Origin of the sequence: Arthrobacter pullicola (assembly GCF_014836875.1) — a bacterium.
Taxonomy (GTDB): Bacteria; Actinomycetota; Actinomycetes; order Actinomycetales; family Micrococcaceae; genus Arthrobacter_B; species Arthrobacter_B pullicola.
The window spans coordinates 13,168-26,736 of sequence record NZ_JACSQC010000009.1 but is presented as its reverse complement, the minus strand read 5'-3'; the positions used below and the strand labels follow the sequence as shown (position 1 = coordinate 26,736).

8 protein-coding genes are annotated in these 13,569 nt (G+C 69.2%); 6 read left to right on the top strand and 2 right to left on the bottom strand.

The genetic code is table 11. The features are described from left to right. The first annotated feature begins 109 nt into the window (after positions 1-109). Positions 110-1,597 carry a hypothetical protein gene (locus H9638_RS15685; RefSeq protein WP_318241908.1) on the top strand — a complete coding sequence of 496 codons (1,488 nt, stop codon included), beginning with the start codon at positions 110-112 and terminating at the stop codon, positions 1,595-1,597. An 89-nt stretch (positions 1,598-1,686) separates the two neighbouring features. Here the strand turns inward: H9638_RS15685 and ftsY are convergent, their stop codons facing one another. Beyond that, the gene (ftsY, locus tag H9638_RS15680; protein WP_191748990.1) at positions 1,687-2,883 is read right to left on the bottom strand and encodes a signal recognition particle-docking protein FtsY; all 1,197 of its coding nucleotides are present in this window, start codon (positions 2,881-2,883) and stop codon (positions 1,687-1,689) included. Positions 2,884-2,995: 112 nt separating this feature from the next. Here ftsY and H9638_RS15675 point away from each other — a divergent pair, with 112 nt between their 5' ends. Together H9638_RS15675 and H9638_RS15670 are read left to right on the top strand one after the other, a co-directional pair. Continuing rightward, positions 2,996-4,234, top strand: coding sequence for an MFS transporter (locus H9638_RS15675; RefSeq protein ID WP_191748989.1), 1,239 nt, complete (start codon positions 2,996-2,998; stop codon positions 4,232-4,234). Then, a complete protein-coding gene (locus H9638_RS15670; protein ID WP_191748988.1) occupies positions 4,231-4,962 on the top strand; it encodes a glutamine amidotransferase in 732 nt (243 codons plus the stop codon). The genes H9638_RS15675 and H9638_RS15670 overlap by 4 nt, the downstream gene beginning before the upstream one ends. Positions 4,963-4,989: 27 nt before the next feature. On the opposite strand, the gene smc is transcribed toward H9638_RS15670, so the two are convergent. Beyond that, positions 4,990-8,643: a chromosome segregation protein SMC gene (gene smc / locus H9638_RS15665; RefSeq protein WP_191748987.1), complete on the bottom strand. Its 3,654-nt coding sequence runs from the start codon at positions 8,641-8,643 to the stop codon at positions 4,990-4,992. Between the two features lie 213 nt (positions 8,644-8,856). Here smc and H9638_RS15660 point away from each other — a divergent pair, with 213 nt between their 5' ends. From H9638_RS15660 to H9638_RS15650, 3 genes are read left to right on the top strand one after another with little or no spacing between them, the layout of a single operon-like run. Then, positions 8,857-9,882, top strand: coding sequence for a 3-oxoacyl-ACP synthase III (locus tag H9638_RS15660; protein WP_191748986.1), 1,026 nt, complete (start codon positions 8,857-8,859; stop codon positions 9,880-9,882). Further along, on the top strand, positions 9,876-12,539 hold the full coding sequence (locus tag H9638_RS15655) for an alpha/beta fold hydrolase (RefSeq protein ID WP_191748984.1): 2,664 nt from the start codon (positions 9,876-9,878) through the stop codon (positions 12,537-12,539). The genes H9638_RS15660 and H9638_RS15655 overlap by 7 nt, the downstream gene beginning before the upstream one ends. Beyond that, positions 12,536-13,564: an NAD-dependent epimerase/dehydratase family protein gene (locus H9638_RS15650; protein ID WP_191748982.1), complete on the top strand. Its 1,029-nt coding sequence runs from the start codon at positions 12,536-12,538 to the stop codon at positions 13,562-13,564. The genes H9638_RS15655 and H9638_RS15650 overlap by 4 nt, the downstream gene beginning before the upstream one ends. Positions 13,565-13,569 lie beyond the last annotated feature (5 nt).

The following is a 13,569-nucleotide window of genomic DNA, read 5'->3' as shown; positions in this document are numbered from 1 at the left end:
GATAGCCGCCGGCACCGCTGCGCTTCTCCTGGCTGCAGCCGGTATCAGCGTTCCGCTCCTCCTTGAGGATCCGGCCGCGCCGGCCCCGGTGCAGCCCGAAACCATAGCTGTGGAAACTCCGCTTCCCCCGGAACCGGTCTTCTCCTACTACACCCAGATCGGCCCGCCGGAGGGATCTCCTCTGACTTCGGTTGAACCGCTGGCGCTAACGGTAGGCGCAGCGAAGACTGGAACCTCCCTGCCAGCGGGACTGGTGGGTTTGTCGCTGGAAGCCACCGACCTGGCAGATCCGGCAATGTCCGGAGACAACCCGGAGATGGTTCAATCCCTCACCGGGCTGGGCAAGCCCCTGCTGCGTTTCGGCGGAAATGCCGTGGACCGGCGCTTCTTCTGGACCTCGGCCGGAGAACCGGTTCCGAGCAATCTGAAGGGAGACAAAGCCCATCCCGTGCGCGCCGTCGCCCCCGCTGACCTTGAACGGGTGAACACGCTGCTGGAGGCAACGGATGCCGCCATCAACCTGACCGTTGACCTGGGCCACTACGATCCTGCGCGTGCCGCCGACATGGCGGCCCATGCATCCCGAATTTTCGGGGACCGGCTGGCGGGAATCACGGTAGGGAATGAACCCAACGGGTACCCGAGCAACGGACTGCGGGATTCCGGTTGGACCATGGAGGATTACCTCACGGAACTCAAGGCCTATGCACAGGCGATCTATGAGGTGGCGCCGGATGTGAAAATTGTTGGCCCCGGCGTCTATTCCGAGGCTTGGTGGGAGCCCTTCGCCAAGGTGGATTTGCCCCAGCAGAAGGTCTTTTCCTTCCACCATTACCCCCTTTCCAGCTGTGATGGGAAGAGCGATGCCAACGGTGAACCCATCCTGGCGAACCTGATGAGCCAGAACGTTCATGACCACGCGGACTATTACCGAGGTGAAGCACTAAAACCTGCGAGCGCAGCCGGCCTGGAAACCTGGATCACTGAGACCGGTGTTTCTGCGTGCCCCGGATCGAATGAGACGACCAAGACCCATGCATCGGCGCTCTGGGCGGCTGACTACGCCATAAGCGGCGCCCAGTTGGGCGTCAGCCGGCTGAGTTTCCACAGTTCGCTCATCACATGCAGGGGCGGCCCGCCCATGTCCGCCATCTGCTCCGGGGGAGAATACCTGCAGCCCAATGGCGCAGTGGAGGAACGTGCCAATTACTTTGGGCTGTCCATGATCGCCGAGATGCAGCCCGGAGAGTTCCTGGCGGCGGAAGAGACGGGCGGAGGCCTCAGCCACTCCTACGCGGTGCGCCATGCGGACGGCAGCATCAGCGTGGTTCTGGTCAACGCCAACAACCCGGAAACTGACGCGCAGATGAACGTCAGCCTGGTGCTCCCGGGCCGTCCACTCACCGCGGCGATGTCCCAGCTGACGGGGAGCTCGTACACCTCCGAGGACAGCACCATGATTGATGGTCAGCTAACTGAAGCTGTGCCGGTAAGCGAGCGCCTCACGCTCCCGGGCTTCGCTTACGGTTCAGCAACCCAGGAGTTCGTCCTGACGGCTGGCACAGTGACCGTCCTGAACTTCACGTTCCAGGATTAACCGCTACAGGTAACCGGACCGCAGCCGTACGGCACAAAAAAGCTCCCCGCACCGATCCGGTGCGGGGAGCTTTGTACGTTACTGGGCGCTCAGGAGAGCAGGGCGTCCACAAACTCTTCGGCGTCGAACGGTGCCAGGTCATCCGGCCCTTCGCCCAACCCGACCAGCTTGACCGGCACCCCGAGGGTGCGCTGGATGGCGACGACGATCCCGCCCTTGGCGGTTCCGTCCAGCTTGGTCAGCACAATGCCGGTGATGTTGACGACCTCGGCAAAGACCTTCGCCTGGGTCAGTCCGTTCTGGCCGGTGGTGGCGTCCAGGACCAGGAGGACCTCGTCCACCTCGGCCTGCTTCTCAATGACGCGCTTGACCTTGCCAAGCTCGTCCATCAGGCCAACCTTGTTCTGCAGCCGCCCGGCGGTGTCGATCAGCACGGTGTCCACTTCGCCGTCGATTCCGGCCTTCACGGCTTCGAACGCCACGGATGCCGGATCGGCGCCGTCGACGTCGGAACGCACGGTGGGCACGCCTACCCGCTGGCCCCAGGTGGCCAGCTGTTCGGCGGCGGCGGCACGGAAGGTGTCAGCAGCGCCCAGGAGCACGTCCTTGTCCTCGGCGACGAGCACGCGGGCCAGCTTGCCGACCGTAGTGGTCTTGCCGACGCCGTTGACGCCCACCACCATCACAACGGAAGGCTTGTCCGCGTGGCGTTCCACGGCCAGGGAACGGTCCATTGTGGGGTCCACCAGCTTGATCAGCTCTTCGCGCAGCATGCCGCGGACTTCCTGGGGATCGCGGCTGCCGGAAATCCGGACGCGTTCGCGCAGGGCGTCCACCAGTTCCATGGTGGGCTCGGTACCGAGGTCTGCCAGCAGCAGGGTTTCCTCGATTTCCTCCCAGACGTCCTCGTCGATCTTGTCGCTGGAGAGCAGCGCAAGCAGGGCCTTGCCCAGGGCGTTGTTGGACTTCGAGAGCCGGGCGCGCAGCCGGGCTAGGCGGCCCTGGACGGGTTCGGGGGTCTCCAGCGCCGGTGCCTGGGGCTCAGCCGGTGCTTCCTCGAGGTCCCGCAGATCGTCGGGGACCGTGACGGCGGTATCCGTTCCGGGCTCGGCCGTCCCGGGACGGTCCAGGACAGCGGTGCTGCCGCCGGGCTGGTCGTCGGCGTCGCGGGTTGTGGGGTACATGCCCTTGGGCATGCGCCGGGTGCGCACCAGCAGCGCCGCCACCGAGCCGATTACGGCAAGCCCGATGACCACATAGATCACTATCGAAAGAGTCTCATTCACGCTTTCCAGCATGTCATACGCCACAGCTGCGGGGCACCCGCCGCGGCCGGCGGGCGCACCCCCGTTCCGCCCCGGGCGGAACGGCGGAGGATTCTGCGAGAATCAGAACATCATGGTGCGTTCTCCCCGGATTCCAATCCCCCGCGAAATCAAAGTCCTTATCGCTGCCGCCTTCCTCATCGCCCTGGGCTTCGGCCTGGTCGCGCCGGTCCTGCCGCAGTTTGCCCAAAGCTTCAACGTGGGCGTTGCCGCGTCCTCGGTGGTGGTCAGTGCCTTTGCCTTTACCCGGCTGGTTTTCGCCCCCGCCGGCGGAGCGCTGCTGGAAAAACTCGGCGAGCGCCCGGTCTACGTCATGGGACTGCTGATCGTGGCTCTGTCCACCGCGGCGTGTGCGTTTGCGGAAAACTACTGGCAGCTGCTCATCTTCCGCGGCCTGGGCGGCATCGGCTCCACCATGTTCACCATTTCGGCGATGGCCCTGATCATCCGCCTGGCTCCGCCTGCCATCCGCGGCCGGATCTCCGGCGCCTATGCCTCCTCCTTCCTGCTCGGCAACATCGGCGGACCGCTGCTCGGCGGGCTGCTGGCCGGCTTCGGACTCCGGGTGCCGTTCCTGGTCTATGCGGCGGCGCTGCTGATCACCGCCGTCCTGGTGGCGTTCCTGCTCCGGGATGCCAGAGGCACCAGGCCCAGCCCGGACGCCGGCCCGGCCCCGGCAAACCTGACCGTCCGCGAAGCCCTCTCCGATTCCGCGTACCGGGCCGCCCTGGTCTCCAGCTTCGCCAACGGCTGGTCCTCCTTCGGCGTCCGGAACTCCCTGCTGCCGCTGTTCGCGGCAGCGGTGCTGTCCGCCGGTCCGGAGATCGCCGGCATCTCGCTCACGGCCTTCGCGGCCGGGACAGCCCTGGCGCTGACATTCTCCGGCCGGCTGGCGGACAGCTGGGGGCGCAAACCGCTGGTCATCACGGGCCTGGCGATTAATGCCGCCGCCACTGCGGCCATCGGTTTCTCCGGTTCCGTGGCCGTGTTCCTGATCGTCTCGGGAATCGCCGGAATCGGTACGGGCCTGCTGAACCCGGCACAGCAGGCGGCGGTGGCCGACGTCGTTGGCTCCGGCCGCAGCGGCGGCAAGGTCCTGGCCACCTTCCAGATGTCCTCCGACACCGGTGCCATCATTGGGCCCATCCTGGCCGGTGTGCTGGCCGACCGGCTCGGGTATACCTGGGCCTTCGCAGTGACAGGCGCGATCGCTGCCGTAGCGCTGCTCGTCTGGCTCGGTGCCCGCGAATCCCTGGCACCGCAGATGCGGGTGAAGCGGACGCGCGGGACGCGAACTACCATCGAGGAATGAAGCCCTTCCTGCTGCTGGCCTCGCGCGCCGAAGACGGTGCCGCCGAGGAGGAATATGAGTCCTATCTGGCCTTCGGCGGCCTGCTGCCTGCCCAGCTGCACCGGGTCCGGGTGGAAGCCGCTCCCCTGCCCCCGATTGACCTGGACCGCTACAGCGGCATCATTGTGGGCGGCAGCCCCTTCAACTCCTCGGACCCGGAGGAAACCAAATCTTCCCTGCAGCTGCGCGTGGAGAAGGAACTCGGCGCCTTGCTGGATGCTGTGGTGGCCCGGGACTTCCCGTTCCTCGGTGCCTGCTACGGAGTCGGCACGCTGGGACGGCACCAGGGCGCCGTCGTCGACCGGCAGTTCGGTGAGGCCATCGCGGCGGTGCCGGTGTCCCTCACCCCTGAAGGACGCCGGGATCCGCTGCTGGAAGGGCTGCCCAATACCTTTGCCGCGTTCGTGGGCCACAAGGAAGCCGTGTCCAAGCTCCCGGCCCACGCCGTGAACCTGGCCGGCTCCCCCGGCTGCCCGGTGCAGATGTTCCGGGTCCGGACCAACCTGTACGCCACGCAGTTCCATCCCGAACTCGACGTGGCCGGCCTGCTGACCCGCATTTCGGTCTACCGCAACGCCGGATACTTCCCGCCGGAGGAAGCCGATGCCGTGATGGACTCGATCCGCTTCCAGGAGGTCACCGATCCTCCGCTGATCCTGCGGAACTTCACCGCCCGCTACGCGCGCTAGCCGTACCGGACAGGTACCCGGCCCGGGTCAGACGGCGGCCTTGTCCAGGCGCTGACTGATCACCGCGGAGACCCCGTCGCCGCGCATCGACACCCCGTACAGGGCATCTGCCACCTCCATGGTGCGCTTCTGATGGGTGATCACGATCAGCTGGCTGGATTCGCGCAGCTCTTCAAAGATGGTGATGAGCCGGCCCAGGTTGGTGTCATCCAGCGCCGCTTCAACCTCGTCCATCACATAGAAGGGCGAGGGCCGGGCCTTGAAGATCGCCACCAGCAGCGCGACGGCGGTCAGGGAGCGTTCACCGCCGGAGAGCAGCGAGAGCCGCTTGATCTTCTTGCCCGCCGGGCGGGCTTCCACCTCGATGCCGGTGGTGAGCATGTCCGCGGGATCCGTGAGCACCAGGCGTCCCTCGCCGCCGGGGAACAACCGGCCGAAGACCCGCTCAAACTGCACGGCTGTGTCCTGGAAAGCCGACGTGAAGACTTCCTCCACCCGCTGGTCCACTTCCCGGATGATGTCCAGCAGGTCCTTGCGGGTGGCCTTCAGGTCCTCAAGCTGGGTGCTGAGGAACTGGTGGCGTTCCTCCAGGGCCGCGAATTCCTCCAGAGCCAGCGGGTTGACCTTGCCCAGCGAGCTCAGGTCACGCTCGGCCCGCTTGAGCCGCTTCTCCTGCTCGGCGCGGTCATAGGGAATTCCCTCCGTGAGCGGGTTGCCGTCTTCATCCACCGGAACGTGGAGCGCGGCCCACTTGCCCGCCGCTTCGGGGGCCTCCACGGGCACCGGGACCGGCTGGTCCGGCCCGTACTCGGCGACCAGGTGGTCGGCGGTGATGCCAAGTTCCTCCACGGCCCGGGCCTCCAGGGCTTCGATCCGCAGCCGTTTCTCGGCGCGGAGCAGCTCCTCCCGGTGAACCGAGTCGGTAAGTTTGGCCAGTTCCGCTGTGGCCGCAGCGTGGGCGGTCCGCACGGCAGCCAGCTCGGTGTCCCATTCGGCCCGCACGGCTTCAGCCTCATCCCGCTCCGCCGCGGCGGCTTCCAGGGAAGCATCGGCCCAGCGCCGGACGGCGGCCGCAGCCTCGGCAACAGCTGCCGCACGCGCGGCCTGCGCAGCCCGCGCCCGGGCCCGTTCAGCGGCGGCGGCCCGTGCCCGGCGTTCGGCTGCTGCCGCCCGCTCCAGGGACTCCGCACGTCCGGAGACGGCCTTCAGCCGTTCCTGGGCCGAGCGGAGGGACAACCGGGCGTCCATCTCCGCCTGCCGGGCCTGGGCGGCGGCGAGCGCCAGGGCGTCCCGCCGGTCGGTGGAGGGTTCCCCTGCCTCGTCCGGGCTCTCCTGTGCCGCGGTGAGCCGTTCCGTGACGGCGGCCAGCTGTTCCTGTTCCCGTGCCAGGTTCGCCTCGGCGGCTCCGGCCAGGTGTGAGAGCCGTTCCGCTTCGCCGGCCGCGGAGCGCAGGAGGGAGCCCAGCGAGCCCAGCCGTTCCCCTACCGCAGCCAGCCGGGCATCGGAGTCGTGTAGTTCAGCGAGCGCGGCATCAACCTGTGCCTGCGCCGCGTCCCGTTCCCCTACGGCTCCGGCAATCGCGAACCGGGCGGTCTCCGCACGGGCCGTTGCTTCGGCCAGCCGTGCCTCGGTTTCCTCCACGGCGGCCTGGATTTCGATCAGCCCGGGAGCACTGGTTGACCCTCCCCGGGCGCTGAAGGCGGAAAGCACGTCTCCTTCCATGGTCACAGTGGTCACAGCGGTCGCCCCGGGTGCGTCCGCCAGCAGAGCCGCGGCTTCCGCCAGCGAGGGGACAACGACGACGCCGCGCAGCAGGGCGCGCAGGGCGGCGCCGGTCCCGGAGGCGGCTTCGACCACGTCCACGGCGCGGACGCAGCCGGCGGGCAGCTCCGCCAGTTCAGGCAGTTCAGGCAGTTCAGGCAGTTCAGACACTGCCGAGCCGCCGTCGCCCGCGTTGGAAGGATCAGGGCTTCCGGCGAAGACCAGCGAAACCTGGCCCGCACCGGATTCCCGGAGCAGGGCGAGGGCGGCGAGCGCAGGTTCGGTGCCCCGGACTGCCAGGGACTCCGCGGCCGGGCCCAGGGCGGCGCTGACCGCCCGCTCATAGCCGGGACGCACACTCAGCAGATCTGCCAGGGGCGCCAGGACCCCGTCGATTCCGGCATCCAGCAGCGCCTGTGAACCGTCCTTGCGGTCCAGGCCCACGGCCAGCGCATCCCGCCGGGCGGTCAGCGTTTCCCTGGCGCGGACGGCCTCCCGTTCCTGGCCCTGCAGCTCAGCCAGCCGTTCCTCCGCTGCTTCCAGCCGGGCAACGGCTTCTTCATAGCGGGCATCCAGGCCTTCTTCGCCTGCTTCGGCGCCGGCTGCCTGGTTTTCCAGGGCGGCAAATTCAGCTTCCGCGCTCCGGCGCCGTTCCTCGCCCTGGCTGATGGAGGCGCGCAGCCGGCCCAGTTCCGCTTCCGCTGCTTCCACCCGGGAGCGGGCGGCAGCCACGGATCCGGCCAGCCGGGCCAGTCCCTCCCGCCGGTCGGCGGCGGCGCGCAGCAGGGAGGCAAGCCGGCGTTCTTCGGCGGCGGCCTCTTCCTCGGCTGCGGCGCGGATCTCCACCGCGTCTTCCAGCGCGCCGTCTCGGTCCTCAACCTCGGCCTCAAGGCCGGCGGCTTCGGCGCGGATCCGCTCCGCCTGTGCCTGGAGTTTTTCCGGGTCCCGCCCCGGGTCCGGGGCAGCGTCGCTGGAGCCGAGGAGCCGCTGGCGTTCCCGGGCGAGCGCCTGGAGTGAGTTCAGCCGTTCCCGGCCGGAGGAGAGCAGGTACCAGGCGTCCCGCGCGGCGTTCACCCGCGGGGTGGCAACGGCCGCCAGCCGTTCCAGTTCGGCCAGGCGTGCCCCCTGGACCTGGACCGTCTGCTCCACCTCCCGGCGCCGCTGCTTCAGAACCTCTTCGGCGGCTGTGTCCCGCTCGACGGCGGTGGACAGGGTCACCAGGTCATCGGCCAGCAGCCGGGCGCGCGCGTCCCGCACGTCCAGCTGGACCTGCCTGGCCCGGCGGGCGACGGCGGCCTGCTTGCCCAGCGGCCCCAGCTGCCGGCGCAGTTCCGTGGTCAGGTCGGTCAGCCGGGCCAGGTTCGCCTGCATGGCGTCCAGCTTGCGGACGGTCTTTTCGCGGCGCCGGCGGTGCTTGAGGATTCCCGCCGCTTCTTCGATAAAGCCGCGGCGGTCCTCCGCCGAGGCGTGCAGAACCTTGTCGAGCTGGCCCTGCCCAACGATCACGTGCATTTCCCGGCCCAGGCCGGAGTCGGAGAGCAGTTCCTGGATGTCCAGCAGCCGGCAGGGCGCTCCGTTGATGGCGTACTCGGAGCCGCCGGCCCGGAAAAGGGTGCGGGAGATGGTGACTTCGGAATACTCGATCGGCAGCGCGCCGTCGGAATTGTCGATGGTCAGGGAAACCTGCGCACGGCCCAGCGGCTGGCGGCCGGACGTCCCGGCGAAGATGACGTCCTCCATCTTGCCGCCGCGCAGGGTTTTTGCGCCCTGCTCCCCCATCACCCAGGCCAGGGCGTCCACCACGTTGGATTTGCCCGAGCCGTTTGGACCGACAACAGCGGTCACCCCCGGCTCGAACTCAAAGGTGGTGGCCGATGCGAAGGATTTGAAGCCCCGCATCGTGAGGGTTTTTAAATGCACTGTCCGCTGTCTCTCGTTTGTGGAAGATTCCCTAAAGCCGGTGCTTCCCCCACACTTAACCGCAGTACTCGCAGAGCGTAATCCGGGCTTTCGCGCTTTCCGGGCCCGGCAGGAAAGTAGGCTTCTAGAAGAATCATATGGTTCGGCGGCGCCGTTACGGGTTACAACCGGGCCCGGACCGCGATCTTTTTGGCAGCAGACAAGGCAGGCATTTTGAGCGGGAACTTCAACTTCCATCACACCAACACCGCACTCCTGAGCGTGAAGAGCGTAGAGGCGCCCGTCGTTGTCAGCTCACCGGAATTCGATGAGCGGCTTTCTCCCTCCCTGAAGCGGCTGCGGTTGTCCAAGGGCCTGCTGGAGCGGGTGGCAGGGGTCAGCGAGCGCCGCTGGTGGGCGCCGGGCACCACCTTCGAAGACGGCGCCATCGAAGCGGGCGCCAAGGCCATGGCCGAGGCTGGGGTGGAGCCGTCGCAGATCGGGCTGCTGATCAACACCTCCGTGACGCGCAGGAACCTGGAGCCGTCCGTCGCCGTCAAGATCCACCACCACCTGGGCCTGCCCTCCTCCGCCCTCAACTTCGATCTGGCCAACGCCTGCCTGGGATTTGTGAACGGAATCACCATGGCCTCCAACATGATCGAGTCCGGGCAGATCGACTACGCGCTGATTGTCGCGGGGGAAGACTCCCAGGGCGTCCAGGAAGCCACCTTCGGGCGGCTGAACCGGGAAGACTCCACCCGGCAGGACTACCTGCGGGAATTCGCCACCCTGACCCTGGGCAGCGGCGCCGCTGCCGCCGTGATCGGCCGCGCTGCGGACCACCCCGGCTCGCACCGGATCCTGGGCGGGGTCTCCCGGGCCGGAACCGAGCACCACGAACTCTGTGTCGGCAGCGAGGGCGGCATGTACACCGACACCAAGGGCCTGCTCGACGGCGGACTGGAGCTGGTGGTCACGGCCTGGCATGAAGCCCAGGGGAACGGGTGGGACTGGCAGGGCATGGACCGCTACGTGACCCACCAGGTGTCCAATTCCTACACCAACGCGATCATCAAGGCAGTGGACCTGGACCGTGAACGGGTGCCGATCACCTTCCCCCGCTGGGGCAATGTGGGGCCCGCCTCCCTGCCCATGACCCTGGCGCAGGAATCCAAGACCCTGGCCCCGGGTGACCGGGTGCTGTGTATGGGCGTTGGCTCCGGCCTGAACACCACCATGATGGAAATCGCGTGGTAGCTGAACTCTGGCCCGGTGTTCCGGCCGCCTGGTCCCGCTATGTCCACGTTCCCTCCACCGCCGCCGTCGACCGCCCCGGAACACACCACAAGTGGCATCTGCTCGACAACGCGCCGGACCTCGAGGCCCGGGGCGTGGAACCGGCCGGCACCCTGCTCTGCGTGCACGGCAACCCCACCTGGTCCTACCTCTGGCGGACGCTGGCCGCTGCCGGCAGCACCGCCGAACGCCCCTGGCGGGTCATCGCCGTTGACCAGCTGGACATGGGCTACTCGGCCCGCACCGGCACCTTCCGGCGGCTGGCGGACCGGATCAGCGATCTCTCCGACCTCACCACGGCCCTGGAGCTGGACGGACCGGTGGTCACCGTGGGCCACGACTGGGGCGGCATCATCTCCCTGGGCTGGGCGCTGGCGCACCGCAGCCAGCTGGCCGGGGTGGTCCTGACCAACACCGCCGTGCACCCCGCCGGATTCTCGCTTCCGCCGGCCCTCCGGCTGGCGCTTCATCCCGCCGTGCATGGCTGGGGCACCGTCAGCACCGATGCCTTCCTCCGGGTCACCCATGCCCTGGCCCAGCCGGCACTGGCACCGGAGGTCCGCCGCGCCTTTGCCGCACCGTACCGCGGAACCCCGCGGCGCGCCGGCGTCGGGAACTTCGTGGCGGATATTCCCGCGGACGAAGCCCATCCCAGTTACCGGGCCCTGACCCGGGTTGCGGAAGGAATCCGCCGGCTCAACGTCCCCGCCCTGGCCCTGTGGGGCCCCAAGGACCCGGTGTTCTCCGACCGTTACCTGCGGGACCTGATCGGGCGGCTGCCGCACGCCGATGTGCACCGGTTCGAAGGCGCCGGCCATCTGCTGCCCGAAGACCGGGACATCGCTTCCCCCGTGTTCAGCTGGCTGCAGCAAAATGTCAGCGCGCCCAGCGCCACCGCGGGAACCACCGCAGCATCCTCCGCAGAAACCGGTGCCGCGCAGGTCCCCTTCCGGCCCATGCTCGCGGAACTGGACGAGCGCTCCGGGGATGACTCCCCCGCCGTCGTCGACATGGCTCCGGCCACCTCCGGCGGTGACGCAGCCGCCCCTGCTGCTCCTAAGGTTCTTTCCTGGAAACAGCTCGCCGTCCGGGTTGATGCCCTCGCCGCGGGGCTCGCCGGAATCGGCGTCCGTCCGGGCGACCGGGTGAACCTGCTGGTGCCGCCCGGCATCGAGCTGACCTCGCTGATCTACGCCTGCCTGCGCCTGGGCGCCGTGGTGGTGGTGGCGGACGCCGGGCTGGGCACCAAGGGCCTGAGCCGGGCCATCAAGGGCGCCGGACCGCAGTTCATCGTGGGAATCGAACGGGCCATCACCGGAGCCCGGCTCTTCGGCTGGCCCGGGCAGCGGATCCTGGCCGGCGAAGCCGCGCCCCTGCGGCGCAGGCTGCTGGGCGTGGAGCACACGGTTTCGGAGCTGGTGCAGGCAGGCACCGGCCAGCCGGTTCCGGACTACCGCACGGACCCCGACGCCGATGCCGCCGTCCTCTTCACTTCCGGTTCCACCGGACCGGCTAAGGGCGCCGTGTACACCCACCGCCGTCTCGCCGCGATGCGGGACACCCTGAAGGAGACCTACGACCTGCGGGCCGGTTCCTCACTGGTGGCCGGCTTCGCCCCGTTCGCGCTGCTGGGCCCGGCCCTCGGTGCCACATCGGTGACCCCGGACATGGACGTCACCGCGCCGCGCACGCTCAGCGCCCGGGCGCTGGCGGACGCAGCAGCCGCCGTGAATGCCACCACGGTGTTCGCGTCTCCGGCCGCTTTGGCCAACGTCCTGGCCACGGCGGATGAGCTCAACGCGGCGCAGCGTGCCGCGCTGGCCGGAGTGGACCTGCTGCTTTCCGCCGGCGCACCGATTCCGGAAGCACTGCTGAGCCGGGTCCAGCTGCTGGTACCGCAGGCTGCCCTGCACACCCCGTACGGCATGACCGAGGCCCTGCCGGTCACCGACATCAGCCTGGAGCAGATCCGCAAGGCCGGCACCGGCAACGGTGTCTGCGTGGGGACCGCCGTCGCCGGCGCCCGGGTGGCCATCGCCCCGCTGGCCGAGGACGGCTCCGCCGGAACCGGGCTCTCCGACGCTGCGGATGTCACCGGGGAAATCCTGGTCAGCGCCCCGCACGTGAAGGACCGGTACGACAGGCTTTGGATCACCGAAGAGCACAGTTCCTCGGTGCCCGGCTGGCACCGGACCGGGGACGTGGGCCATTTCGACGCCGACGGCCGCCTCTGGGTCGAAGGCCGGCTGGGGCACGTGCTCACCACGGCCGCCGGTCCGGTCACACCGGTCGCGGCGGAGCAGGCTGCCGAGAGCGTACCGGCGGTGCGGCTTGCCGCCCTGGTCGGCGTCGGCCCCGCCGGAGCACAGGTGCCGGTGGCGGTCATTGAACCCGCCGGCGGCACCCGAAGGGCAGGGCCGGCCGATCAGGAAACGGCAGCGGCTGTCCGGAACGCCGTCGCCGCAGCCTGCGGGCTGGACCTCGCCGCGGTGCTGGTGCTGCCGCAGATGCCCACCGACATCCGGCACAACTCCAAAATCGACCGCGCCGCCCTTGGCGACTGGGCCGCGAAGGTCCTGGCCGGCGGACGGATCAGCGCACCGGGAGCCCGGCGATGAGCCGGCGTATCCTCGTCACCGGCGCCAGCGGCCTGCTCGGCGGCGCCGTCGCCCAGCTGCTGGCCGACCGCGGGCATCAGGTCCGCACCTTCCAGCGCCGGCCGGCAGCCGGTTCCGGTCTGGAATCGGTGGCCGGCTCGGTGACCGACCCGGCCGCCGTGGCACGGGCCGTAGCGGGAATGGACGCCGTCGTGCACCTCGCGGCCAAGGTGTCTTTCACCGGCGCGTGGTCCGAGTTCGAAGCAACCAACATCGAGGGCACCCGCAACATCCTGGCCGCCGCGCGCGCCGCCGGGGTCCGTGACCTGGTCTTCGTCTCCTCCCCCTCCGTGGCCCACTTCGGCGAGCCGATCGCCGGAGCCGGCGCCGGGCAGGCCGATCCGGACCAGGCCCGCGGCTACTACGCCCGGTCCAAGGCCGCGGCGGAACTGCTGGCCCTGGCGGCTGACTCGCCGGACTTCCGGGTCACCGCGATCCGTCCCCACGTCGTCTGGGGCCCCGGTGATACCCAGCTGGTGGAACGCGTGATCGACCGGGCGCGCTCCGGCCGGCTGCCCCTGCTGGACGGCGGAGCGGCCCTCATCGACACCACCTACGTGGACAACGCCGCCGCGGCGATCGTCCGCGGGCTGGAACGGATGGAGCACGCCCACGGGCAGGCGCTGGTGGTCACGAACGGCCAGCCGCGCACCGTCGGCGAGCTGATGGCCGGTATCTGTGCCGCCGGCGGCGTCCGTGCACCGGGGTTCAGCGTCCCGGGCTGGCTGGCCAGAGGCGCGGGAAGCATCATCGAGAAGGCCTGGCTGGCGGCCGGCGCGCGCGGCCTGGTCCACGATGAGCCCCCGATGACCCGGTTCCTGGCCGAGCAGCTCTCCACCTCGCACTGGTTCGATCAGCGCCACACCCGCAAGGTGCTGGACTGGACGCCCGAGGTCTCCATCGACGAGGGTATGCGCCGCCTGGCCGCCCACTACGGCGGCACGGCCGCGCCGGTGCCGGACAGCACCAGCCGGCCGACGTCATAGGATGG